Origin of the sequence: Streptomyces sp. NBC_01296 (genome assembly GCF_035984415.1) — a bacterium.
In the GTDB taxonomy this organism is placed as follows: domain Bacteria; phylum Actinomycetota; class Actinomycetes; order Streptomycetales; family Streptomycetaceae; genus Streptomyces.
In genome coordinates this window covers 7,866,394-7,888,358 of sequence record NZ_CP130720.1, presented here as the reverse complement: position 1 = coordinate 7,888,358, position 21,965 = coordinate 7,866,394, and the positions used below count along the sequence as shown (strand labels likewise).

The 21,965-nt window shown below is 70.8% G+C and carries 24 protein-coding genes; 16 read left to right on the top strand and 8 right to left on the bottom strand.

The genetic code is table 11. The features are described from left to right. The first annotated feature begins 26 nt into the window (after positions 1–26). Both OG299_RS35905 and OG299_RS35900 read left to right on the top strand, forming a co-directional pair. Positions 27–815 (top strand): SDR family NAD(P)-dependent oxidoreductase, encoded by a 789-nt coding sequence (locus OG299_RS35905; protein WP_266632493.1) that lies wholly within the window; start codon positions 27–29, stop codon positions 813–815. A 250-nt stretch (positions 816–1,065) separates the two neighbouring features. Beyond that, the gene (locus OG299_RS35900) at positions 1,066–2,172 is read left to right on the top strand and encodes an ATP-binding protein (RefSeq protein ID WP_327363790.1); all 1,107 of its coding nucleotides are present in this window, start codon (positions 1,066–1,068) and stop codon (positions 2,170–2,172) included. Positions 2,173–2,229: 57 nt separating this feature from the next. On the opposite strand, the gene OG299_RS35895 is transcribed toward OG299_RS35900, so the two are convergent. Continuing rightward, positions 2,230–2,403: a hypothetical protein gene (locus OG299_RS35895; RefSeq protein ID WP_266632489.1), complete on the bottom strand. Its 174-nt coding sequence runs from the start codon at positions 2,401–2,403 to the stop codon at positions 2,230–2,232. A gap of 151 nt (positions 2,404–2,554) precedes the next feature. Between OG299_RS35895 and OG299_RS35890 the strand changes: the two genes are divergently transcribed. After that, complete coding sequence (locus tag OG299_RS35890) at positions 2,555–2,716, top strand: hypothetical protein (RefSeq protein WP_327363789.1); 162 nt, start codon at positions 2,555–2,557, stop codon at positions 2,714–2,716. Positions 2,717–3,079: 363 nt separating this feature from the next. Then, on the top strand, positions 3,080–4,015 hold the full coding sequence (locus OG299_RS35885; protein ID WP_327363788.1) for a CPBP family intramembrane glutamic endopeptidase: 936 nt from the start codon (positions 3,080–3,082) through the stop codon (positions 4,013–4,015). A gap of 135 nt (positions 4,016–4,150) precedes the next feature. Here OG299_RS35885 and OG299_RS35880 read toward each other — a convergent pair whose 3' ends face one another. Then, the gene (locus OG299_RS35880; protein ID WP_327363787.1) at positions 4,151–4,555 is read right to left on the bottom strand and encodes an SHOCT domain-containing protein; all 405 of its coding nucleotides are present in this window, start codon (positions 4,553–4,555) and stop codon (positions 4,151–4,153) included. A gap of 245 nt (positions 4,556–4,800) precedes the next feature. Here OG299_RS35880 and OG299_RS35875 point away from each other — a divergent pair, with 245 nt between their 5' ends. Then, complete coding sequence (locus OG299_RS35875; RefSeq protein ID WP_327363786.1) at positions 4,801–6,105, top strand: hypothetical protein; 1,305 nt, start codon at positions 4,801–4,803, stop codon at positions 6,103–6,105. 1 nt (position 6,106) lies between these two features. Here OG299_RS35875 and OG299_RS35870 read toward each other — a convergent pair whose 3' ends face one another. The 3 genes from OG299_RS35870 to OG299_RS35860 form a co-directional block, all read right to left on the bottom strand. Continuing rightward, complete coding sequence (locus OG299_RS35870) at positions 6,107–7,732, bottom strand: MFS transporter (RefSeq protein WP_327363785.1); 1,626 nt, start codon at positions 7,730–7,732, stop codon at positions 6,107–6,109. 99 nt (positions 7,733–7,831) lie between these two features. Then, positions 7,832–9,253 (bottom strand): DUF2252 domain-containing protein, encoded by a 1,422-nt coding sequence (locus OG299_RS35865; protein WP_327363784.1) that lies wholly within the window; start codon positions 9,251–9,253, stop codon positions 7,832–7,834. Positions 9,254–9,352: 99 nt separating this feature from the next. Further along, complete coding sequence (locus OG299_RS35860) at positions 9,353–10,402, bottom strand: YhjD/YihY/BrkB family envelope integrity protein (RefSeq protein ID WP_327363783.1); 1,050 nt, start codon at positions 10,400–10,402, stop codon at positions 9,353–9,355. 111 nt (positions 10,403–10,513) lie between these two features. Here OG299_RS35860 and OG299_RS35855 point away from each other — a divergent pair, with 111 nt between their 5' ends. The 4 genes from OG299_RS35855 (at position 10,514) to OG299_RS35840 (ending at position 13,630) form a co-directional block, all read left to right on the top strand. After that, the gene (locus OG299_RS35855; RefSeq protein ID WP_327363782.1) at positions 10,514–11,206 is read left to right on the top strand and encodes a GAP family protein; all 693 of its coding nucleotides are present in this window, start codon (positions 10,514–10,516) and stop codon (positions 11,204–11,206) included. A gap of 167 nt (positions 11,207–11,373) precedes the next feature. Further along, on the top strand, positions 11,374–11,856 hold the full coding sequence (locus tag OG299_RS35850; protein WP_266670417.1) for a DUF6325 family protein: 483 nt from the start codon (positions 11,374–11,376) through the stop codon (positions 11,854–11,856). Positions 11,857–11,901: 45 nt separating this feature from the next. Then, complete coding sequence (locus tag OG299_RS35845) at positions 11,902–12,195, top strand: SHOCT domain-containing protein (protein WP_327363781.1); 294 nt, start codon at positions 11,902–11,904, stop codon at positions 12,193–12,195. 58 nt (positions 12,196–12,253) lie between these two features. After that, on the top strand, positions 12,254–13,630 hold the full coding sequence (locus OG299_RS35840; RefSeq protein ID WP_327363780.1) for a chloride channel protein: 1,377 nt from the start codon (positions 12,254–12,256) through the stop codon (positions 13,628–13,630). 83 nt (positions 13,631–13,713) lie between these two features. Here the strand turns inward: OG299_RS35840 and OG299_RS35835 are convergent, their stop codons facing one another. Next, on the bottom strand, positions 13,714–15,408 hold the full coding sequence (locus OG299_RS35835) for a hypothetical protein (protein ID WP_327363779.1): 1,695 nt from the start codon (positions 15,406–15,408) through the stop codon (positions 13,714–13,716). Positions 15,409–15,792: 384 nt separating this feature from the next. Here OG299_RS35835 and OG299_RS35830 point away from each other — a divergent pair, with 384 nt between their 5' ends. The 3 genes from OG299_RS35830 (at position 15,793) to OG299_RS35820 (ending at position 17,834) form a co-directional block, all read left to right on the top strand. Beyond that, the gene (locus tag OG299_RS35830) at positions 15,793–16,047 is read left to right on the top strand and encodes a hypothetical protein (protein ID WP_327363778.1); all 255 of its coding nucleotides are present in this window, start codon (positions 15,793–15,795) and stop codon (positions 16,045–16,047) included. 293 nt (positions 16,048–16,340) lie between these two features. Continuing rightward, on the top strand, positions 16,341–17,123 hold the full coding sequence (budA, locus tag OG299_RS35825) for an acetolactate decarboxylase (RefSeq protein WP_327363777.1): 783 nt from the start codon (positions 16,341–16,343) through the stop codon (positions 17,121–17,123). Between the two features lie 159 nt (positions 17,124–17,282). Beyond that, positions 17,283–17,834, top strand: a complete 552-nt coding sequence (locus tag OG299_RS35820; protein ID WP_327363776.1) for a hypothetical protein — start codon at positions 17,283–17,285, stop codon at positions 17,832–17,834. A gap of 58 nt (positions 17,835–17,892) precedes the next feature. On the opposite strand, the gene OG299_RS35815 is transcribed toward OG299_RS35820, so the two are convergent. Both OG299_RS35815 and OG299_RS35810 read right to left on the bottom strand, forming a co-directional pair. Further along, complete coding sequence (locus OG299_RS35815; RefSeq protein WP_266632458.1) at positions 17,893–18,402, bottom strand: F0F1 ATP synthase subunit B family protein; 510 nt, start codon at positions 18,400–18,402, stop codon at positions 17,893–17,895. 90 nt (positions 18,403–18,492) lie between these two features. Continuing rightward, positions 18,493–19,260, bottom strand: a complete 768-nt coding sequence (locus OG299_RS35810) for a class I SAM-dependent methyltransferase (RefSeq protein WP_327363774.1) — start codon at positions 19,258–19,260, stop codon at positions 18,493–18,495. A gap of 220 nt (positions 19,261–19,480) precedes the next feature. On the opposite strand from OG299_RS35810, the gene OG299_RS35805 reads away from it, so the two are divergent. The 4 genes from OG299_RS35805 to kdpF (OG299_RS35790) all read left to right on the top strand — a co-directional run bounded on the left by OG299_RS35805 (position 19,481) and on the right by kdpF (OG299_RS35790) (position 21,962). After that, positions 19,481–20,356, top strand: coding sequence for an alpha/beta fold hydrolase (locus OG299_RS35805; RefSeq protein WP_327363773.1), 876 nt, complete (start codon positions 19,481–19,483; stop codon positions 20,354–20,356). 347 nt (positions 20,357–20,703) lie between these two features. Next, on the top strand, positions 20,704–20,793 hold the full coding sequence (gene kdpF / locus OG299_RS35800) for a K(+)-transporting ATPase subunit F (RefSeq protein ID WP_327363772.1): 90 nt from the start codon (positions 20,704–20,706) through the stop codon (positions 20,791–20,793). A 36-nt stretch (positions 20,794–20,829) separates the two neighbouring features. Then, entirely contained in the window at positions 20,830–21,591 is a 762-nt protein-coding gene (locus tag OG299_RS35795; RefSeq protein WP_327363771.1) for a DUF4118 domain-containing protein, read from the top strand. A gap of 281 nt (positions 21,592–21,872) precedes the next feature. Continuing rightward, positions 21,873–21,962: a K(+)-transporting ATPase subunit F gene (gene kdpF / locus OG299_RS35790; protein WP_037836701.1), complete on the top strand. Its 90-nt coding sequence runs from the start codon at positions 21,873–21,875 to the stop codon at positions 21,960–21,962. The last annotated feature ends 3 nt before the right edge of the window (positions 21,963–21,965 follow it).

Below are 21,965 nucleotides of genomic sequence, written 5' to 3'. Positions count from 1 at the left end.
GTCCGCACCGCGTCGAGGAGCACTGCGTGGACCTGCATCTCACGGACAAGGTGGCGGTCGTCACCGGAGCGAGCAAGGGCATCGGCCTGGCGGTCACCCGGGCGCTGGCCGGCGAGGGCGCCCGGGTGGTCGCGGCCGCCCGTACGGTGAGCGGCCCGTTGACGGAACTGGCGGCCGGCGGGCGGGTCCGGCCCGTCGCGGTCGACCTGACAAGCCCGGACGGACCGGAGCAGGCGGTTCGGGAGGCGGTCGCGGCGTTCGGCGGGCTCGACATCCTCGTCAACAACGTCGGCGCCGTGCGTCCGCGGCTGGGCGGCTTCCTGTCGCTGACCGACGAGGACTGGGCCTGGGCCCTGACCATCAACTTCCTCACGGCCGTCCGCACCACCCGGGCCGCTCTCCCGCACCTCATCGAGCGCGGCGCGGGGTCGATCGTCACCGTCGGCTCGGTCAACGCCTTCCTGCCCGACCCGGCGGTGATCGACTACTCCGCGGCGAAGGCTGCGCTCGCCAATTTCTCGAAGGCGCTGTCCAAGGAGGTCGGCCCGCACGGCGTACGCGTCAACACCATCAGCCCCGGCCCGGTCGAGACGGCCCTCTGGCTCGGGGAGCAGGGCGTCGCGGCCACCGTCGCGGGCGGTACGGGGAGCACACCGGCCGACATCGTCGCGGGCGCCGCCGCCCAGAGCGTCACGGGGCGCTTCACCCGCCCCGAGGAGGTCGCCGATCTCGTCCTGCTGCTGGCCTCGGACAGGTCCGGCAACACCACGGGCTCCGACCACACCATCGACGGCGGACTCATCACGACGCTGTGAGCGGCATTCCGCGTCGGGAATCGCCGGAGAAACCCCCCTGGGCGCAGCTGATTTCGCCCTCGTGAGGGCCTTGCGCGGGATCGCGGCGACACGCGGGGCCCGCCCTCGACCCCCCGGATCCAGCCACCGCACGGGAGCCGCGCAGACGCCGCTCCAGGCCTTCCGTACACCCCATCTGACCTGGGCTTTCACCCGTTCTTCCCTAGAATGGGACATGTCCCCGCGCAAGATCGTCCAGGGAGGATCCTTCATGAGCGAGACGTCGTACGACGCCAGTCACATCCAGGTACTGGAAGGCCTTGCAGCCGTACGCAAGCGGCCGGGCATGTTCATCGGCTCGGTCGGCGAGCGCGGTCTGCACCGCTTGGTCTTCGAGCTCGTCGGCCACGCGGTGGCGGAGGCTCTGGCCGGCCACGGCGACACCATCGACGTCACGATCACGCCCGACGGCGGCGTGCGCGTCGTCGACAACGGCCGGGGCATCCCGACGGATCCGGGTATCGAGGCCGTACTGACCGAGTTCCGCGCCGGCACCGTTCACGACGTGGGCATCTGCGTGGTCAACGCGCTGTCGAGCCGCCTCGAGGTCGAGGTCCGGCGCGATGGCTTGCGCTGGACGCAGGAGTACGGGAGGGGCGTCCCGGTCGCCCCGCCGGCCAGGCGCGAGGAGGCGGCCGAAACCGGCACCGTGATCACCTTCTGGCCCGACGCCGGCATCTTCGAGACCACGGATTTCTCCTTCGCCACACTGTCGTACCGCTTCCGGGAGTTGGCCTCCCTGAACAGGGGCCTGGCCCTCTCCCTCACCGACGAGCGAAGCACGACCCGCACGGTCCGCCACTCTTGTGAGCAAGGCGCCCAGGACCTCGTGAGTCACCTCAACTCCCGCAAGGGAGAACCGATCCATCCCACCGTCATCGCCTTCGTGGCGGCGGACGAGGACAGCGCGATCTCCGTCGAGATCGCCCTCCAGTGGGACACGTCCGACAGCGGGAGCGTCCACTCCTTCGCGAACAGCATCCGCACGCATGAGGGCGGCACCCACGAGGCGGGCTTCTGGACCGCGCTGCCGAAGGCGTTCAACGCGTACGCCCGACAGGAGCACCTGCTGCCCGGGGCGGACGACGGCCTCACCCGCGATGCCGTCGGCAGGGGCCTGACGGCAGTCGTGTCGGTCAAGATCGACGACCCCTGCTTCGAAGGCGCGACCCGAACCAGGCTGGACAGCACCCCGACGGGGACCTACGTCCAGGAGGTCGTCCACGAACACCTCACGGCCTGGCTGAACCGCAACCCGAACGAGGCCGCAGCCATCATCCGCAACGCCACCCGCACCACCGCACCCAATCCCCGGTAAGCACCCGCAACACCTCCCGCCCGATTGCCGCCCGGCATCCTCCGAGAAGCCCGCGGGTCAGATGCGTTTGTCGGCGAGGATGCGGTCCGCCGCGTAGTGCGGGCACGATGCGGTGTGCCAGGTGACCGTCAGCATTCCGGCCTCCGCCGACAGGGTCCGCGCCGTCCCGTCCTTCGGGCCGGCCTGGCAGTACGAGCACAGCAGGGCTCGCGGCTTGGGAAACTCCAGCATGATCGTGCCCTTCCCGCTCAGACGTACTGGCGCACCGGTTACGCCAACTCCTATCAAACCTGGGCGGAACACGGTCCCATACCTGCCGGTAGGGCCTGAATTCCCGCAACCCGGAGGGGGATGCGCGTAGACGGTGACGTAGCCGTGGGGCATGAGCATGCTCCCGCCGCCGCGCAGCGGCAGCCGGACCGGGAGGGCCATCGGGATCGTCGCGGCCAGGGTGGCGGGGCTCATCGTCGCAGGCTTCGCGGCCTCCGGCACGTACGGCCGGTTCGAGGATCCGGCAGGCAGCCGCAGGAAGATGACGGCGTGACACGTGGCGGTCTCCCCGAAAGAGATCACGCCGCCCGGCCGGGCCGTCACCCTGACGTGTCAGGCGCTGACGTCGGTCCGCGCGGAGGCCGGGCAGCGGATCAACTGATCGGGGTCCGGCGGCCGTCGGCCGTCGGCCGACTGCGGGGCGTACGCGTGATCGAATGGGTGCGCAGACAGTCGAACGGGAAGAAGGCGGGCCGTACCTGTGTCAGACACTCCCCCTCCGGATGGCCGGCTCAGGCCCGCCGACCCGAACGCCCAGGCGTGGGACGGCGGCGGCCCTTCCGGTGGCGCAGCCCCGTGGCCCCCGCCGCAGGGTCGGCCCGGGCCCCATCCCGGGTACGTCCAGCCCCCTGCCCTCGTGGCAGCGCCGGCCGGCTCCCGGTATCACGAGCAGGCGAGGAACGGGCGGCAGGGCGCACTCGGGCGTCTCGGCGAGGTTCTCCTCGTCACGGTCCTCCTGGCGGTGGGCCTCATAGCCGTCACCGCGGCCTGCATCGCAATCGGCCACGGACTGGGCCTGAAGCTCGCCCCCGACGGCAGTGACCGGGTGCTGTCCGACCCGCTGACGGACGAGGCCATGGGGCTCCTGAGCCTGGCGGTCGGCATTCCCGTCGTCCTGTTGGCGGTCCGTGCCTGCGGCCACCGGCCCGCCGGAACGGTGATGTCCGTCCTGGGCCGGCTGCGCTGGCGTTGGCTCGCCCGCTGCGCTGCCGTGGCGTTCCCCCTGATGGCGCTTCAGATGGGCGTACTCCTGCTCTGGGGCTGGATCGAGGACGGCCCGGAGAGCCTCGCGGGAGAATTTCCCGGATGGCTGCCGCTGCTGCTCGGCTGCGCAGTGTTCCTGGTGCTGGTTCCCTTCCAGGCCGCGGCCGAGGAGTTCGTCTTCCGGGGCTGGCTCGCCCAGTTCTTCGGAGGGTTCCTCCGTTCGCCCTGGCCGGGGATCGTCGTCGCCTCGCTGCTCTTCGCCCTCGCCCACGGGTTCGGTGCATGGTCCGGGTTCGCGCTGCTCTTCTACTCCGCGGTGTGGTGGGGCTGGCTCGTCATCCGTACGGGCGGGCTGGAGGCCGTGATCGCGATCCACACGGCGAACAACGTGCTGTCCTACGGCATTGCGCTCGCGCTGGGGCAGCTGGCCGATTCCGGAACCGCCGCAGACGCCCCGTGGCAGGCGCTCGTCCTCGAGCTGGTGTGCGCACCCGCGTACTGCCTGCTGATCTCGAAACTGAGCGCCCGGTACGGCATGGAGGACCGCAGCCCGCACCACCAGGCGACGCTGCCGCTCCCCCGCCGATGAGACCGGGTCGCGCGCACACTCGGGTGCCGCAGGTCGGTGCCGGGGCCATCCTCGGGGCCGGCCCCCTCACGGTCGGCCCCGGGTCCGTGCGAGAGCGCGTACGTGCGGGCCGTACCGGCTGTCGACCCTGCGCCGTCAGGCCAGCAGCTTCGACTTGGCCTGCTGGAACTCCTCCTCGGTGAGCGCGCCCTTGGCCTTCAGCTCGGCGAGCTTGGCCAGCTCGTCCGCGCCGCCCGATCCGCCGCCGGCCGGAGCGCTGCCCGCCGTCTGGCGGATGTAGTCCTGGAAGGCGGCCTCGTTGTCCTTGGCCTGCTTGACGTCCCGCTGGGTCATGCTCTTGCCGCGGGCGATGACGTAGACCAGCACGCCGAGGAAGGGCAGCAGGATGACGAAGATCAGCCAGCCCGCCTTGGCCCAGCCGCTCATCTCATGGTCGCGGAAGATGTCCGTGATGATCTTGAACAGCAGGAACAGCCACATGATCCACAGGAAGAACCACAGCATGGACCAGAAGATGCTGAGTGCCGGGTAGTCGTCCACGGATGCCTCCTTCGGGCGGGCCCGATGCCCGCGATCAGCAGTATTGGCTCGCACACTGCGTTCCGCATGTCGAGCGGTCCCGTACGGCTTGCCCCGCGCCGCACCGCACGGCGCAACCGCCGTGCTCGCCGGGCCGCACCGCGGGCCACGGGTCGCATCGGCGGGTCTCACCCGGACGGGTCGCCTCCACTCGCCGGATCGAGCGGGCCGGGATTGTCTGGGGTACGACCCCTAGGAGGGCTGTCATGCCGGACGACGAAAGTCAGAGCGAACTCGCCGCACTGCGGGCCCGGGTTGCCACGCTGGAGAGCGAGGCCGCGAGACGCCCGCCGCCCCACCACCGGGTGCGCGCGTTCCTGTCAGCGGTGCTGATCGTCATCGGCTGCGTCCTGGCCCCGCTGGGCATCGTCGCCGCCTGGACGGCGGACATCGTGGGCGACACCGACCGCTACGTCGCCACCGTGGCCCCGCTCGCCTCCGACCCCGACGTACAGGCGGCCGTCGCGAACCGGGTCACGGGCGCGGTCATGGAACACCTCGACCTGCCCGCCCTGCTCGAGGGCGTGGCCCCGGACGACCGGCCGCTGCTCGCGAAGGGGCTGGGGAAGCTGGGTGACGGGCTCGAGGGCGCGGTCCGCAGCTTCGTGCACGAGAAGGCCCAGGACGTCGTCGCGTCGAAGGCCTTCGACACCATCTGGACCGGCGCGAACCGTACGATCCACACCTCGCTCGTACGCGCGCTGACCGGCAACGACGAGGGAGCCGTCCAGATCAAGAACGACTCGGTGACCCTCGATCTCGCTCCGGTGATCGAACAGGTGAAGACCCGGCTCGTGGACGCCGGGCTCAGCGTCGCCGGCAAGATCCCCGAGATCCACACCGACTTCACGGTTCTCCGGTCGGACGACATCGGCCGGGTCAAGACGGGCTTCCGGTTGCTCGAGCTCGCCGGCCTGTGGCTGCCGATCCTCGCCGTCATCCTCGCGGCCGTGGGCGTCCTGCTCTCCGCCCACCGGCGCCGCACCCTGATCGCGTCGGCCCTCGGCTTCGCCGCCGCGGCGCTCATTTTGGGCGTCGCCCTGACGGTCTTCCGGACGGTCTATCTCAACGCGCTCCCCGACACCGTCTCCCAGCCGGCCGCCGGTGCCGTCTACGACGCGATGATCCGCCTCCTGCGCATCACCGTCCGCGCGGTCGTGGTCCTCGGCGTACTGCTCGCGCTCGCCGCCTGGCTCTCGGGGCCGGGACGCCGCGCCACGGTGGTCCGCGAGGTGTGGCATTCCGGTATCGCGGCCACCCGGGCCGCGGCCGACCGGGCGGGCCTGCGTACCGGCCCGGTCGGCTCGTTCGTCGGTCGCCACCGCAGCTGGATCACCTGGATCCTGGTGGCTGTCGCCGTCCTCGCCTTCATCCTGTGGCCGCACCCGACCGGCTGGGTCATCCTGGGCATTGCCCTCGTGCTCCTCTTCGCCCTTGCCGTGATGGACTTCATCGCCGAGGACGCCGAGAGCACGGCGACACCCGGGGGAAAGCCGCCGGCTCCCGCGTAGGTCACCGGGCTCCGGGACGCGCCGCCCCGGGCTGGGTCGCAGGAATGCGCTGGGTGAAGAAGAGCGCCGTCAGCGCGGCCAGGGCGAGGATCGCGAGGGCGGCCCGCAGGCCGTCGATCCGCGCGGTCGCGTTCGCCTCGAGTGCGGCCTGGGTCACCGCCGAATTCGCACCGGCCTCGTCGAGGGCGGTGGTGAGCTGGGCATCCGACAGGAAGGGAGCACCGCCCGCGAGTTTGACGTTCGCCTGGCTCGTGACCTCGGCCGGGATAGCCGGGTTCTGCTCGATGGTCGTGAGGAACGACGAGGTCAGTACGGTGATGAGGATCGACCCGGCAACGGCGGTGCCGATCGACGCGCCGAGGTTCGTGACGGTGTTCTGGATTCCGCCGACCTCGGCGCTCTGCTCGTCCGGGACGGCCGAGACGGTGACCGCCCCGAGCTGGGAGGCCAGCGCCCCCATCCCCAGTCCGATCAGCAGCATCGGGACGATGACGACGGCCGCACCGGAGTCGGCGTCCAGGGCGGCCAGCAGGACGAGGGCGCCGGCGAGCATCGCCAAGAGCCCGAGCTTCACCACGCGCCGCGGTGAGGCGTCCGGACGGAATTTGGGAATCCCGATCGCGGAGGCGAGCAGCGAGATGGAGAGCGGCAGGATCAGCACGCCCGTCTTGATGGCGGACAGGCCCAGCGCGACGGACAGGTAGAGCGGGACGACGAAGAACACGCCCATCTGTACGAGGTACTGGAAGAGGAACATCGTCAGGCCGCCGGTGAGCTGCCGGTTGTGCAGGAACTCCGGATCCACGAGCGGCTCGGTACCCCGTGCGACGAGGCGTGCCTCCCAGCGGAAGAAGAACCAGACGAGGAGAAGCCCGCCCAGCATCAACCAGACGACGGGTGAGAGGGCGAACCAGGACGGTGCACCGGCCTTGGGCAGGAACCAGCCCCATTCACTCGTGCGCAGCAGACCGTAGACGAACAGCCCGATGCCCACGGCGGACAGGACCGCGCCCACAAGGTCGATGCGCGGTTTGTGCTCGGGCGGCGCGTCGGCTGCCCGGCGGGCGAGCACCAGGATGACCAGCACGACCACGACCTCCCCGGCGAACACCCAGCGCCAGGAGAAGAACGTGGTCGCCACACCGCCGATGAGCGGCCCGAGCCCGATGGCGATCGCCGCCGCCGCCGCGACCAGGCCGTAGGCGGCCGGCCGCCGCTCCACAGCGAAGTTCGAGGCAACCAGCGCCACGATCGCCGGCAGGATCAGTGCCGCCCCCACGCCTTCCAGGAACGACCAGCCGAGCATGAGGATCGCCAGGTTCGGGGCGATCGACGTGGTGAAGGATCCGCACCCGTAGATGACACAGCCGATCGTGAACGCCCGTCTGCGGCCGATGAGCGCGCCGACCTTGCCACCGCTGATCATGAACATCGCCATGACCAGGGTGTAGGCCGTGATCGCGCCCTGCATGCCGGCCACCGTGGTGCCGATGTCTTCGGCCACCGTCGCGATCGAGACGTTCATGACCGAGCTGTCGAGGGCCATCAGGAACTGCCCGGCCGCCAGTGTCAGCAGGATGAGTCTCGCGTCTTTCGCTTTCCCGGCCGTGGGTGCCTTGGCTGTCATGACCGGAGCCTCCCACGGTCACGGAGGGCGACGTGTCGCCTCGCCGGGCAGGTCAGCCGACTGGCAGAGAGGCGGGGCGCTCGGGGTGCCCGCCGCCGGTCACGCCGACTCCGCCGCCACCCGGCCCGAGGCCACCGCGTCCACCAGGGCCCGGTGGTCGCGCTCGTTCAGGTCGGCATAGGTTTCCGCGAACCGCACCAGCGCCCGGTCGAAGACGTCGCCGCTGCCCAGGTAGGCGGCGATGGCGATCCGGTCCCCGGACCGGGCGTGTGCCCGGGCCAGGGTGGCGCTGCACACGTCGCCGAACGCCCGCATGCCGCGCGGCGCCATCAGCTCCGGCTCGATGCTCCCCTTCCAGTCCCGCAACTGCCGTACGTAGAAGTCCCGCTCGCGGCCGTCGATGCCCTTCGCCCGGTGCCAGCCCAGGAAGATGTCACTGGCTGCCTGCATCAGGCGCTGCCCGGCCACCACCCGCTCGCCCTGCATGGAGTACTCGCCGGCACCGACGTAAGGGGCGAGGACCGACTCGCCGGCCTCCTTGGCCTGGAGGATCAACGGGTCGTCGCCGTCCCTGCCCAGGAGCAGAATGATCCAGCACCGGGTGCCCACACTGCCGACGCCCACCACCTTGCGCGCCATGTCGACGACGGTGAACTGCCGCAGCAGGTGCTGCCGGTCCGACGGAAGGGTCTGGCCGTACTGCTCGACCATGTCGCGGATCTGCTCCTCCAGCGTGCTGCGCTCATTGTCCGGCAGCAGCTCCGTGAGCGGCGTGACCAGGGGCGGTGTCGACCTGAACCGGCGCTCCCCGGCGACCACCTCGGTGAGTTTCCCGGCCGCCTGCAGGCTGTCGCGCCCGCGCGCCTTGGCCAGTGTCTCGGCCAGCTGCTTGCGGCCGCGCGAGCGCAGTTCGGTCGCCCCCAGCGTCTGGAGCTGCTCCGCGTCGACCCTCGCGTACCAGACGTCGAGGTGGCGCATGGCGGCGTAGCGACGCATCTGCTCGCGGTAGGACCTGCCTGCGGACTGGACGATCTCAGCGCGCTCGATATCGGTGAACCCGTTCTCCCGCCCGGCGATGGCCAGGCTCACGGCCAGCCGCTTGACGTCCCACTCCCACGGTCCGGGCAGCGTCTCGTCGAAATCGTTGACGTCGAACAGCAGATTCCGCTCCGGTGAGCCGAGTAGCCCGTAGTTCAGCATGTGGGCATCTCCGCACAGTTGGACCCGAAGGCCCGAGTCCGGGGTAGGGGCCAAGTCGGCGGCCATGACGGCGGCGGCGCCCCGGTAGAAGCGGAACGGCGACTCCGACATCCGCCCGTAGCGGATCGGCACCAGCTCCGGCACCCGGCCGGCCGACTGCCCTTCGAGGATGTCCACGGGATCCTGCCGCTGCGCGGACGGCTCGAATTCCCCGTGCCCGGTGCGGGGCGCCCTGCTCCGGGCAGCGCGGCCGCGTTCGGCCCGCTCCGCGGCGGACAGCCGGCGCACACCGTCCTCCGTCTTTGCTGCACGCTTTGCCATCGCTGTGGACCTCCAGGCCGCTCGGGCCCCTGCTGCCCAGCATGGCACCCCTTGCACGGCGCTGCCGTACGGCGCCACGCGGCCCCGGATCGCCGGAGCTCAGCCCTGCTCCGCCCGCTGCCGGCTCGGCGGCGGACTGTCCAGCCGCCGGGCGAGGTACGGCTCCTGCGCCAGGACGGCGCCGATGGTGATACCGCCGGCGATGGCCACGCACAGCACGATCAGCCACGACAGCAGGACGAAGATCGAGCCGGCCGAACCGTACTCGCTCAGCGCCCGGTTGAGGGCGCGCGGCATGTAGAAACCGGCGGTGACCGACAGGGCGGTCATCGCGCCGGCAGTGATCAGAGCGCCCGGCAGCAGGGGCATCCAGCCGACGAGGCGGCCCAGCAGGAGGTGCTGGGTCCACCACCACACCAGCGTCTGGAAGACGAACGTGAGGGGGACACCCAGCCAGAGCCCGACGCCGAACCCGCTGCGCACCGGTTCCTGCACGACCAGCAGACCTATCCAGGCGGCGATCCACGCGAGCCAGCGCCAGACCGCGATCCGCGCCCCGGTGCGTGGAATCTCCCACGCCCGCTTGCACAGCCGCTGCATGGCGCGGCTCACGGCGGTCGCGGACAGCAGCACCATCAGGGAGCCCACCACCCCCACCGCGTTCTGGAGCTCCGCGTCGGAGCTGCGGAAGATCGCGGACAGCTGGTCGCTCGACTCGCCGTTGAGCCCGAACACCGCACGGATCGATGCGGCCATCTGCTCCCGCACGGCCTGCGGGGCGACCGACGCGACGACGAAGACCAGGGGGACGGCGGTCAGGAAGCACTGCGCGGCGAGCCGTGTCGCGGAGTCGAAGATGTTCACCGACACCATGCGCTCCGCGATGTGGGTGATCACCGGAAACCGGGTCTCGGCCCGGCGCTGGAGCCGTCGGGCCTTGGCCGCCGTCCGCCGCGAGCGGGTTCGCCACCACTCGGAGCGCAGGACGGCGCGCTTGCTCCTGCCGGAGGTCATCAGCACACCGGGGAGGCAGTCGGCGCAGCGGGAGACGGACGGCTCGATGCCGACGCGAGGGCCGGTGGACAAGTCGTCGTCATTGCGGTCTCCTTCGTGTGCGTCCAGGTTGAAGGACACGGCCGGGAGCGGCATCTCGAACGGCTCCGGCCGACCGCGCTTCGCCCGTCCGCCGAATGGCCGCGAAAAGGTGTCGGGGCCCGGACCCGTGCGTAGTGTCGTGCCTCGTCACACGATTGGGGCGCCATGGTCCTCGACCTCTTGCTCATCGCGCTGGCCATCACCGTCGATCCGCTGCCCATCATGGCGTTCGTGCTCGTGGTGTCGTCCGCCAGGGGCGTGTGGAAGGGCCTCGCCTTCATCCTGGCCTGGCTCGCCTGCCTCGTCGCGGTGATCGCGATCGTACTCACCGTGACGGACGGCCAGCCCCCGGCGCCGCGCTCCCCGCCCGGCATCGCGGGGGTGGCGGCCAAACTGGTCATCGGACTCGGGCTGGTGTTCTACGGGCTCCATCGCCACCTCCTCATGAAGGCGGGCACCGCCCCGACCGGCTCCACCACCCCGCTCGGCCGCGACGTGCAAGGCGGATCCTCCGAAGGCGCAGCCTCCCGCACGGACTCGAGCTCTGTCTGGGCGGCCGCGGGCCTGGCCGTGCTCGTCCAGCCGTGGGGCTTGGTCGCGGCGGGCGCGACGACCGTGCTCGAAGCGAACACTTCGCACACGTCCACCTACCTGGCCCTGTTCGGCTTCTGTTTCCTCGCGACCGCCAGCCTGCTGGCCGCCGAGCTGTACATCGTGTTCGCACCCGAGGTCGCGCACGACCGGTTGATGCGCCTGCGCGGCTGGCTGGAGGGCCACACGCAGCAGGCGATCGTCGTCATCTGCCTGGTGCTCGGCCTGTGGCTGACCGGCAAGAGCATCTACCAACTGACCGGGTGACCGATCGGCTCGTTCAACGGGTGACCTTCCGGATGTGCGGAGGTGCGTGCGCGGTGCTGGAATGGGCTTAGGCGACGTCCCTCCTGCCCACCGCGTGCCGGAGCCCACCGCCCGCGGATCAGCGGCCGACGCGACGTCTTCCCTCCCCCAGCGCGACAGGAGCAGCCATGAGCAGCGAGGTCGAGGAATCAGGCGGGCTCGGCGACATCGGCGACATCGACGACATGGGTCCCGTGGACTACGTCGTGATCGAGTTCCCGGGCAACCGGATGACGGGCAAGGGACTCCCCATGCTCGTCGATCTCGTCGATCGCGGCATCATCCGCATCTTCGACCTGATCTTCGTCCGCAAGGACCTGGACGGCTCGGTGACGGCGGTGGAGCTGAACGACCTCGGCAGCGAGGTCGACCTTTCGATCTTCGAAGGCGCCTCGTCCGGCCTGCTGGACCAGAGCGACATCAACGACGCAGGCATCGCGCTGGAACCCGGGAACTCGGCGGGGATCATCGTGTACGAGAACACATGGGCGGCGCCGTTCGCGCGCGAACTGCGGCGCGGAGGTGCACAGCTCGTGGCCGCTGGCCGGATTCCCGTGCAGGCGCTGCTCGCGTCGCTGGAGGCGATGGAGGTACCGCCTGGCGACGAGTGAGGACGGCCGCAGCCCTGCTTCACCGCACCCCTGGAGATGAGCATCATGCCCGGACTTCTTCGCGGAGTCGCCCGTACGGCCGTCGTCGCCGGCACCGCCACCGCCGTGTCCAACCGGGTGTCCCGGCGGCAGGCCGGCCGGTGGTCCCAGCAGGAGGCGCCGCAGGCCGAGGCCGCGCCGCCGCCTCCCCCGCCCCCGGCTCCGGCCCCTGCTGCAGCCCCTGCTGCCGACGACATGAGCACCAAGATCGACCAGCTCAAGCAGCTCAGCACCCTCAAGGAGCAGGGAGTACTGACCGAGGAGGAATTCGCCGAGCAGAAGCGTCGGCTCCTCGGCTGACGGATCACGCTGTACCGGACGCACCGGTGAGGGACGGGGGACGGGAAGGAACGGCCCCATGACGCTGCCGACGCAGCCGAGTCCGGGTCCGCAGCCGCCGCCGCGGCCCGCGGAGGCCCAGAAGCTCGGCGAGCTGCTCCGGACTCCCGGATACCGCAAGACCCTGGTGTTCTGCGGTCTCATCGGCATCCCGGTCTCGCTGGCCGCATTCTGGTTCCTCGCCGGGCTCCGGAAACTGGAGAGCCTGGTCTGGGTGGACCTCCCGCATGCCCTCGGCCACGACGCTCCGCCGTGGTGGTGGCCCCTGCCGCTCCTGCTCGTATCGGGTCTCTGCGTCGGGCAGATCGTCACCCGTCTCCCCGGGGCGGGCGGGCACATCCCCGCGTCCGGCCTGCACCCGGGCGGTTCCGGAGCCGCAGCCCTGCCCGGAGTGATCCTCGCGGCCGTGTTCAGCCTGCCGCTCGGCGCCACGCTCGGCCCCGAGGCCCCGCTCATCGCGCTGGGCGGCGGACTGGCGATCGCGCTGCGGCATCTCACCGGAACGCCGGAGACACCGATGAGCACCGCGCTGCTGGGCGCGGCCGGATCCGCCGCGGCGATCGCCACGATCTTCGGCAACCCGCTGATCGGCGCGGTGCTGCTCATGGAGGTCGTGGGCGTGGGCGGGCCCCAGCTGTTCGCCGTCATGCTGCCCGCGCTGCTGTCGAGCGGCATCGGCTCGCTCGTGTTCACCGGATTCGGCCGCTGGACCGGTCTGGGGACCGGTGATCTGAAGCTGAAGTCGGGCACGCAGTTCCCCCGTCTGGACGCCGGTGACGTGCTCTGGTCGATCCTCATCGCCGTGGTCATCGCCTGCGGCGTGTACCTGATCCAGTACGGCGGCCGGCTGACGTCCGTCCGCGTCGCCGGACGGCCCCTGACCGTCACCGTGCTCTGCGCGCTCGGCGCCGGCGTCTGCGCCGCCGCCTATGCCCTGGGCACCGGCCGCTCTCCTGCGGACGTGGCCTCCTCGGGCCAGACCACCCTGGGCCAGCTGGCCGGAGATCCGCACGCCTGGGGCGTGGGCGCGCTGATCGCCGTTCTCCTGTGCAAGGGCGCCGCCTTCTCCCTGTGCCTGGGCAGCCTGCGCGGCGGCCCCATCTTCCCGTCGCTGTTCCTCGGCGCCGCGGCAGGCGTCCTCTGCTCGCCGCTGCCCGGCCTGGGCATCGGCGCCGGGCTGGCGGCCGGCATGGCCGCCGCCACCGTGACCGCGTTGCGGCTGCCGGTCAGCAGCGTGGTGCTCGTGGTCCTGGTCTTGGGCAGCACCGAGATGATCCCGGTGGCGATCCTCGCTGCCGTCGTGGCGTTCGTGACCGCCGAACTCCTGCCGCCCGGCCCGCCGGTCCCGCCGGTGGGCCGCACACCCCAGCCCGCCGCACCCGCCCCGCCGGCCTAGTGCTGTGACCGCATGGGTTCGCCGGGTGTGCCCCCGCTCTTTACTGCGGCGCACGGCGCCGCAGTAAAGAGCGGGGGCGGGCGTCAGTTCTTGTCGTACATGCCGAACAGGTCGACGATCAGGTCGGTCGGCTCCCAGCCCCGGTTCCAGAAGTCGACGACGTCGGTGCCGCCGGTGCTCGCCTGGACCAGGTTCGCGACGGTGGCGCCCTTCGTCCAGTTCAGGACGGACGAGTCCGGCGGGGTCGGCCGGACGTATTTTCCGGAGATGTAGTCGTCCGTGGTGTTCGGGTCCGGAGCGACCGAGAGGTGCCCGCTGCCCTGCGGGTTGGTGACCGTCGTGTTCACGACGAGGGCCTCGAGCGCCATACCGGACGTCCACAGGGTCTCGTGGTGGTAGTCCTGGCCGGCGAGCGGGAAGGCGAAGGTCCGCGAGTCGTGCAGGCGCTTGGGCTCCACCGGCAGGTAGGCGGCCTTGCCGTCGGCGCTGTAGTAGCCGGTGACGTCGACGATCACGTCGGTCGGGCTCCAGGCGCCGTTGCGGATGTTGATCCTGCCGTCCGGTCCGACCGGCACGATCACCGCATTGGCGACCGTCTGCCCGGCGGCGAAGTTCACGCTCGACGTCGACGGCGCCTGCTGACCGCCCGGGAACACCGTCAGATGGCCGGAGCTCTTCGGGTCGGTCACCGTGACGTTGAGGGCCACGGCCGTGACGCCCGTGGCCGGCAGCCCGCCCTGACCGGCGATCTGCACGCCGAAGGTGCTCTGAGCGGCGGCCTGGCCCTTGGCCGTGCCCAGTCCCTCCCGGGTGTCGACCAGCCGGGACGGCTTGACGGACGTGTATCCGGCCGCGGCGGAGCGGCTGAAGTAGCCCGTCACGTCGGCGATCAGGTCCACCGGGCCCTCGCTGCGGTTCGCCAGCTCGACGTACCCGTCCTCTCCGACCGGCACGATCGCCAGGTTCGGCACGGTCTGTCCCGCCGCGAAGTTGACGTTCGAGGTGGTCGGCTGCTGCTTGCCGGAGGCGTACGCGCTGATGTGCCCGCCCGCCGAGGTGTTGGTGGCGGTGATGTTCAGGGCCACGGCCGTCACCCCGGCCGGGATGCCGGCGTTGCCGGCGACCTTCACCCGGGTCGTGGTGTAGGGGGCGACGGGGCGGCCGGCCGAGGTGCCGGTGCCGGTGCCGTCGCGGGTGTCCAGCAGCCGGGTGGGCGCGTGCGGGGTGAACTCGGAGCCGTCCACGACGACGTCCTGGGTGGCGGTGGAGGTCGTCTTGGTGCGCAGGTCGGTCGCCTTGATGGTGATCTTGTGGGCGCCGACCTCGGCGTACTTGTGCTTGAAGTACACGAACGCTTCGGCGTTTCCGAAGTCCAGGTCGGTGGCGCCGTCACCCCAGTCGACATCGAACTGGACGTAGCTGTCGGCCATGTCGGTGGCGACGGAGGTCGCCATTCCGACGCTGTGCGCGAAGGAGGTGGACGTGCCCATGCCCACCTCGAAGTACTCGCTCTGCTGCGCGCGCGGCGACGCGCCGGACTCGGCCGTCGCCCCCGGTGCCCCGGCCGTGGCCTTGGTCTTGGCCTTGGCCTTGGCCTTGGCGACCTTCGCTGCGGTGTCTTTCGCGGCGGCCTCCTTGGCCGCCTCCTGCGCGGAACCGGCCGTGGCGGCCGGGGATGTGGCGGTCGAGGTCCGGCCGTGGTCGGCGGACGGGCCTGCTGCCTGGGCCGTGGCGGGTACGAAGCCGACGGCTGCCGCAACGACGGCGGCGGAGATCATGACGCGGTGACGGTACACCGGCCCCCCAATTTTCTTGAACTTGTTCACAAAAGTCTTGATCACACTACATGTGCACAGGTCCGCGCCCGATCGAATTCCCCGCTGCGCGGCCGACGCCCTGCCGGAGCCCGCGGTGGGCAGCGTCCTGCGCCGCCCGGCGGTATACGGCGACCTCGACACTGCCGTCTGGTTCCTGATGGACCATCTGCTCGTGGTCGAACAGGACGCCGGAGCCTGGCAGAAGGAACAGACCCGGCCCGCGATACGCACACCGCGTCCGTCTACGCCGAGTTCGCCCACCGCCGTGGTTGGCTCGCCCTCGACCGCGTGCTGTCGCAGGCGGAGCACCGGTCGATGCGGGACGCCCTGCCCGCCTAGTGCGCAGTGGATCGGGCGTGGTCCGACGTCAGCGCGGCGTTCGGCGAGCCTTCCCTTGTCTTCGGCGGCCCGAACCCTCGTACCAGCAAGGCTCTCGCCTACGTCACCGCCGACCCGGAAGACCCCCTGCTCGTCCTGCACCTCTGGAACGACCACGACTCCGACCGCCCCGAGCCGGCCCTGCTCGCTGCCCGAGTCGGCGGCACACTGCTTCCCGAGGCGTTCACGTTCACCCCGCTCGGCCGGCGAGTCCGGCGTTGACGAGCGCCTTGAGGTGCGGAACATCATTTGCCGGTCCCCGTCGGGTTCAGGGAGAGGGGTTGAGGCCTATGTGCTGCTCCCTGACAACCGCGACGGGGCGGGGGCGCAAGGGGGTGCCGGACGGCGGGTGCTGCTCGGGTGCCCGGCCGGGCACGACGCGCGACCACGCGCGCGCCGTTGTGACAACACCGCCGGCTCCTTAACGTGCTGCTGGATGCAGGTCCGGCGGGGCGAGGGGAAGCGTCGTGCAGTCACCGCCGGGCCGTCATGCGCACGGGGACTGAGGGGGGCACATGCCGGAACCGGACTCGACTCCGCGGAACACGCAGGGGCAACAGGGATCGCCCTCACCGCCCCGAGGGCGAATCTTCCAGGCCTCGACCATGACGGCCATGTTCGAAGGCGTCTACGAAGGCACGACGACCATCGCCGAGCTCTGCCGCCACGGCGACTTCGGCATCGGGACCTTCGACCGGCTCGACGGCGAGATGATCGTCCTCGACGGGCGGTGCTATCGATTACGCGCCGACGCAACGGCCGGCGAAGCCGACCTGGCCACGCGAACGCCCCTCGCGGCGGTGACCTACTTCCACGGCGAGTACGACTGGCGGACGACCGAGCCGGTCGACGCCACAGGGCTGCGCGCGGTGATCGACACCTGGCTGCCGAGCCCCAACATGTTCTACGCAGTGCGCGTCGACGGGCACTTCGACCACATGGTCACCCGCATGCTCCCCGAGCAGCACCGCCCCTACCCCCGGCTGATCGACGCGGTGGCGGGGCAGATCATCTCCACCCACACCGACCTGCACGGGACCATCGTCGGTTTCCGCAGCCCCACCCACCTGCTCGGGGTGGCCGCCGCCGGATACCACTTGCACTTCCTCTCCAGCTGCCGCACCCGCGGCGGACACGCCTACGACTTCGTACTGCGCTCCGGGCGGGTGCGCGTCGACGTGGGCTACGAACTGGTCCTCCGCATGCCGCGCACGGAGGACTTCCACACGGCGCAGCTCGGCCGAGGCGATGTCGCGGGCGAAATCGAAGCGGTGCTCCAGGGCGGCCGGAGGCCATGAGCGGTGTCCGCCTTCTGACGTCGACCGGCGGAAGCTCATACGACTTCCGCCCTCCCGAAATCACCAGTGTCGTGTCGAACTCCTCCCCCGGCCTGGCGAAGCGCGCGGGGATCGACGATGCTCCAGGTGCCCTTCTGAGCGCGAAACCACTGGAGCATCGTGTACCTGCCCGCCCGGAACGGCCGTTCGGCCGCTCTGCTGCTTTCGGCCTCCATCGTCACCGTGCTCGCCGGCGGCCTGACCGGCTGCTCTCTGCTCCACCCGTACGCCTCGTGCGAGGGCTCGGAGCCGCGGCTGAAGGAGATGGCGTCCCTCTCGATCCTCGACGCGAAGCCGCCCCAGGCCTCGCCCCCGGCGGGCTACACCGAGGTGGAGAGCGCGTGCGACGACGACAGCAGCGGCGACGCCTGGCTCTCGGCCGAGCGGCTCTACTCGTCCAAGCAATCCAAGGCGGAGATCCTCGAGCACTACACCAAGGCCGCAGCGGCCGACGGCTGGAAACTGGAGGAGGACACCTCACCGCGGCGCGCACCCGCGGACGTCGCAGGCCTCTGCTTCAGCAAAGGCGGCGACGGCAACGCGATGATGCTGACGGTGACCTTCCCCACCGGGGACAAATATCGCCCTGCGCCCGACTTCGGAGCCGGAACCGGAGTCGGAATCCTGGTCGGCGCAGAAATCGACGGCTCGCCCACACCCTGCTGGGACTAGGGGCTGTCTTGCCGATCAGGCCGGTGTCGGCGAGGTGTGGCCCGCCTCCCCGATCAGCTCACGCCGTGGTGGCGGCCTCTGCATCGACCTCGGCGAAGTACTCGTCGGCAATGGCGCGGGCACGGTCGAGATCGGTGAACGGTTCCCCGACGATACGTCCGGCCAGTTCCCTGGCCAGTCCGAGGACATCCTCGCGAAGTTCGGCCTCGGCAAGGACTCGGTCTGCTTCAAGCTGCACCGCGGCTGCGGCGACGAGCTCCTCACGCACCCTGTGCCCCTCCGCACGCACTTGAGCGAGGATCGCCACGCCTTCCTCATGAGCAGCCTGACGGATCCGCCCGGCTTCGTGCCGGGCGGCACTCAATTCGGCAAGGTACTGGGCATGAATGCGCTGCGCCTCGAGTTGGGCTTCCTCAGCGCGTTCCAGCGTGCCCTCGGTGGCGCTCTCGCGCTCGGCGAGGGTTTTCTCAATTCTGGGAAGCAGAATCTTGGCCATGATGGCGAAGACTGCAGCGAAGCAGATCAGGCCGACTATGAGCTCTATCAGATTCGGTTTCAGGGGTCCCATTGTCTGACCATAACGGCGCTCCCCTGATGCCCGCCTCGAATTATCAGCAATCCATTGGCCGGAAATAGGCTGTGCAGTACCGGCGTCCGCTCACCCCACCCGGGCCAGGAAGAGGTCGCTGAAGTGCTCCATTTCGATGCCGCCTCCGTGGGCCTCCAGGACCTGGGCAGTCTCCGCAAGGACCTGCTCGCGCCGGTCAGGGGGCAGGGTGCGATAGCGCGAGAGCGAGGCCAGGTAGCCCAGGTAGCGTCCGGTGTCGTAGTGCTGACCCTGCCGGTACCGGACGGCACGCAGGTCGGTGAAGCGCCCGTCGCGCCGGCATTCCTCCTCGGGCCAGCCGGGCAGCCCGGCCCAGTTGCCGGGCGCATCGCCGTACGAGGACGCCGGCTCGGCATGCGGCGCATGGTCGATCCCGTGACGGCCGTCGACCTCGTCCAGGGCGGCGTGCAGCCGCGCATCGCGGACCCCCTGCGGGTTCCAGAACAACGCCACGGCCCCGCCCGGCGCAAGAGCATCGCGGGCCAGATCCCAACGCCGCTCCGGGGCCACCCAGTGCCAGGACGTGGCAGCAAGGAGCAGCCCGAAGCGGCGGCCACCGGGCTGCCACTCCTCGAAGCCACCGCCGTGGACCCGGACCCCCGGGTAGCCCGAGGTGTTGCGGCGCAACACCTCGGCCATGCGCGCATCGGGCTCGATGCACAGCAGCGACGTACCCAGCGCCGCGAACGGCACCGTGGCCTTGCCGGTGCCGGCGCCGACCTCCACCGCCTCACGCTCACCCAGGGCCGCGTACCCGAGCACGTCCGCCGCCAGAGCGTCCGCATATCCCGGGCGGGAGGCATCGTAGAGTTCAGCCACCTCCCCGAACACCTGACTGCGCGCCATATCGACCTACCCCCGCGCGGTCATCCGCATCGCCCGCCTCCCCGATCGGCGAGCGACCACCGTACCGGCGGCCCTGTACCGGGGACCACGAACGTCAGGTCGCGTTTCCCGACCGGCCGGACTGGTACAACTACCACCGATCCCACGGCCCGGCGCACCGCACACCGCGTACCGCAGGAGAGGAGAAGCAACGATGGCTGAGCACGTCGTGGATTCGGACGGCATCACGCTCTGCACCGAGTCCTTCGGCGACCCGTCCGATCCACCCGTCCTGCTCGTGATGGGTCTGGGGGCTTCGATGCTCTGGTGGGAGGCGGGTTTTTGCCGGTTGCTCGCCGAGGGCGGGCGCTTCGTGATCCGTTACGACCACCGCGACACCGGCCGGTCGGTCACCTACGAGCCGGGCCGTCCCGGATACACCGGCGCGGACCTGGTCGGTGACGCCGCCCGCGTGCTCGATGCCCACCGGATCCCGGCCGCGCACGTCGTGGGTGTCTCGGCCGGAGGGGCGCTCGCGCAGCTGCTCGCGCTCCACTACGCCGACCGCGTCCTCTCGCTCGTACTGATCAGCACGTCGTCCGCCGTTCCCGGCGAAGGCAAGCTCCCCCCGCCGACCGAGGAGTTCATGCGATTCGTCTCCGGTGCACACGTCGACTGGTCGGACGGCGACTCGGTGGTCGATTACCAGGTTGCCTACGCGCGCGTGCTCGCCGGCGGTCGGCGCCCGTTCGACGAGGCTGCCGCCCGCAGCCTCGTCCGCCGCGATGTCGAGCGCGCGCACGACTTCAGCGCGGCCCGCAACCACGACTCGCTTCCGGACGGCGAGCTCTCACCGGCGCGCCTGTCCTCGATCGCCGTGCCCGCACTGGTGATCCACGGCACCGCCGACCCGATGTTCCCGCTCCGGCACGGTGAGGCACTCGCGCAACAGATCCCCGAAGGCAGGCTGTTGACGCTGCAGGACGCGGGCCACGGGGTCGAGCGGGCCGACTGGGCGACGATCGTCCCCGCGATCCTCGAACACACCGCCGCGGACCGTGCTCGCCGGGTGGGCCCGAGCGGGCCCTGACGGGTCTGCGGCCGCCGTCCGGTCACCGCGCAGCAGCGCATGGTCGGGGAACCGAGCTGTGTCCCGGGCGCGAGGTGACCCGTACAGTGCTGCACACGCAGGGCCACCGTGTCCGTACGGGCCTTGCGCAGCGATGCGGCCGCCGGCGTTGCTGACGCTCTTCCGACGCCGGAACCGGAAACCCTGACGCGTTTCTGATGCAGCGGCGGAACGCAGGGGCCACGCCTCCCGGAGCCCGTATGAAGCGCGTCAAAAGGCGGTGCTTGTCCGATACACCGGCGGACGGTGCGGGCACTGTGGAGGTGGGCGGAACACCGCCCTGCCAGGAGAACCGGGAGACATGGTCCATGGACGCTGAGAACGTGGTCGGGCTGATCATCGCCCTCGCTCTGCTCGGCTTTCTCATCGCCGCCCTGATCAAGCCCGAGAGGTTCTGACCCGAGGGACCTGCGGGTCCGGACGGGAGGCTTCACATGTCCGGGTACCGACTCCACGACCGCATCGCCCTGATCGCGGCCCTTGTGGCCCCGTTCCTGGTGGCGCTGCTGCTCGTGCCCGTCCGTACGGGTCTTTCGGCGACGAACGCCGCCCTGGTCCTGGTCGTCGCCGTGGTCGCCGTCGCCGCTCTCGGCACCCGGGCGGCCGGAGCCCTCGCCGCGCTGTCGGCCGCCGCCTGGTTCGACTTCTTCCTGACCAGGCCGTACGGGCGCTTCGCCATCACCGACGGGGACGACGTCCGGACGGCCGTCCTCCTGCTGGTCGTCGGCCTGATCGTCTCCCAGCTCGCGGTCCGCGCACGCCGCCTCCAGGGCGCCGTGATCACCGGCGCCTCGCACCTGTCGCAGCTGGAGGGCGCGGCCCGGCTCGCCGAAGCCGGGGACTCCCCCGAAGCCGTCGTCGAGCACGTGCGCCGCGAGCTCATCGGCCTGCTGAACCTGCGCGGCTGCCGCTTCGAGTACGGGTCGCTCATCGGCCGCCTCCCGCGCCTGGAGCACGACGGCAGCCTGTGGCTCGGCCACGCCGCCGGGGAGCGCGAGGCCACGTACTGGCCCGATCGGTGGCCCGAGGGCGAAACCGAGCTGCGCGCCGTCGGCGGCGGGCACTACTACGGCCGCTTCGTCCTCGAGCCGGTCCCGGGTCCCCTGCCCGCGCAGCAGGCCCGCCGGGTCGCCGTCGCCCTCGCCGCGCAGGCCGGCTCCGCCCTGGACACGGCCGGTCTCGCGCACCGCGGCTGAGCGGCCGCGCCGCACCTGCGAGCCCCTGTCACACCGGGGCGCCGCGGCGCCGAGCCGTTTCTGCGTCAGGGCGGCGTCAAGAGTTCCGGCCCGCCCGTATGGAGCCCGTCAAGAGGTCTTAACGCCCGTCTGAGCTCACGGTTTGCTCTTACTCGGCCGTCTGGCCGAAATCCATTTCATCACTTCATCCAGGAGCTCACGATGGCCGATCTGGCCTTCGTCGTCACCACGGTCGCGGTGTTCGCACTGGTGGCTCTCATCGCCCGAGGGGTGGCCAAGCTGTGACCGCCGAGAACATCGTCGGCCTGCTCGTGGCCGTCTCCCTGCTGGGATACCTCGTCCTCGCCCTTGTGTACCCGGAGAGGTTCTGAGCA

Excerpts from the sequence above, each read along its gene's own strand:
- OG299_RS35850 (WP_266670417.1), top strand. The coding sequence starts at position 11,374 with ATGAGCAGCGAGGTCGAGGAATCAGGCGGGCTCGGCGACATCGGCGAC.
- OG299_RS35815 (WP_266632458.1), bottom strand. The coding sequence starts at position 18,402 with ATGGGACCCCTGAAACCGAATCTGATAGAGCTCATAGTCGGCCTGATC.
- OG299_RS35860 (WP_327363783.1), bottom strand. The coding sequence starts at position 10,402 with ATGCCGCTCCCGGCCGTGTCCTTCAACCTGGACGCACACGAAGGAGAC.
- OG299_RS35805 (WP_327363773.1), top strand. The coding sequence starts at position 19,481 with ATGGCTGAGCACGTCGTGGATTCGGACGGCATCACGCTCTGCACCGAG.
- kdpF (WP_327363772.1), top strand. The coding sequence starts at position 20,704 with ATGGACGCTGAGAACGTGGTCGGGCTGATCATCGCCCTCGCTCTGCTC.
- OG299_RS35875 (WP_327363786.1), top strand. The coding sequence starts at position 4,801 with ATGCCGGACGACGAAAGTCAGAGCGAACTCGCCGCACTGCGGGCCCGG.
- OG299_RS35900 (WP_327363790.1), top strand. The coding sequence starts at position 1,066 with ATGAGCGAGACGTCGTACGACGCCAGTCACATCCAGGTACTGGAAGGC.
- OG299_RS35890 (WP_327363789.1), top strand. The coding sequence starts at position 2,555 with ATGAGCATGCTCCCGCCGCCGCGCAGCGGCAGCCGGACCGGGAGGGCC.
- OG299_RS35795 (WP_327363771.1), top strand. The coding sequence starts at position 20,830 with ATGTCCGGGTACCGACTCCACGACCGCATCGCCCTGATCGCGGCCCTT.
- OG299_RS35870 (WP_327363785.1), bottom strand. The coding sequence starts at position 7,732 with ATGACAGCCAAGGCACCCACGGCCGGGAAAGCGAAAGACGCGAGACTC.
- OG299_RS35855 (WP_327363782.1), top strand. The coding sequence starts at position 10,514 with ATGGTCCTCGACCTCTTGCTCATCGCGCTGGCCATCACCGTCGATCCG.
- budA (WP_327363777.1), top strand. The coding sequence starts at position 16,341 with ATGCCGGAACCGGACTCGACTCCGCGGAACACGCAGGGGCAACAGGGA.
- OG299_RS35835 (WP_327363779.1), bottom strand. The coding sequence starts at position 15,408 with ATGATCTCCGCCGCCGTCGTTGCGGCAGCCGTCGGCTTCGTACCCGCC.
- OG299_RS35845 (WP_327363781.1), top strand. The coding sequence starts at position 11,902 with ATGCCCGGACTTCTTCGCGGAGTCGCCCGTACGGCCGTCGTCGCCGGC.
- OG299_RS35865 (WP_327363784.1), bottom strand. The coding sequence starts at position 9,253 with ATGGCAAAGCGTGCAGCAAAGACGGAGGACGGTGTGCGCCGGCTGTCC.
- OG299_RS35895 (WP_266632489.1), bottom strand. The coding sequence starts at position 2,403 with ATGCTGGAGTTTCCCAAGCCGCGAGCCCTGCTGTGCTCGTACTGCCAG.
- OG299_RS35840 (WP_327363780.1), top strand. The coding sequence starts at position 12,254 with ATGACGCTGCCGACGCAGCCGAGTCCGGGTCCGCAGCCGCCGCCGCGG.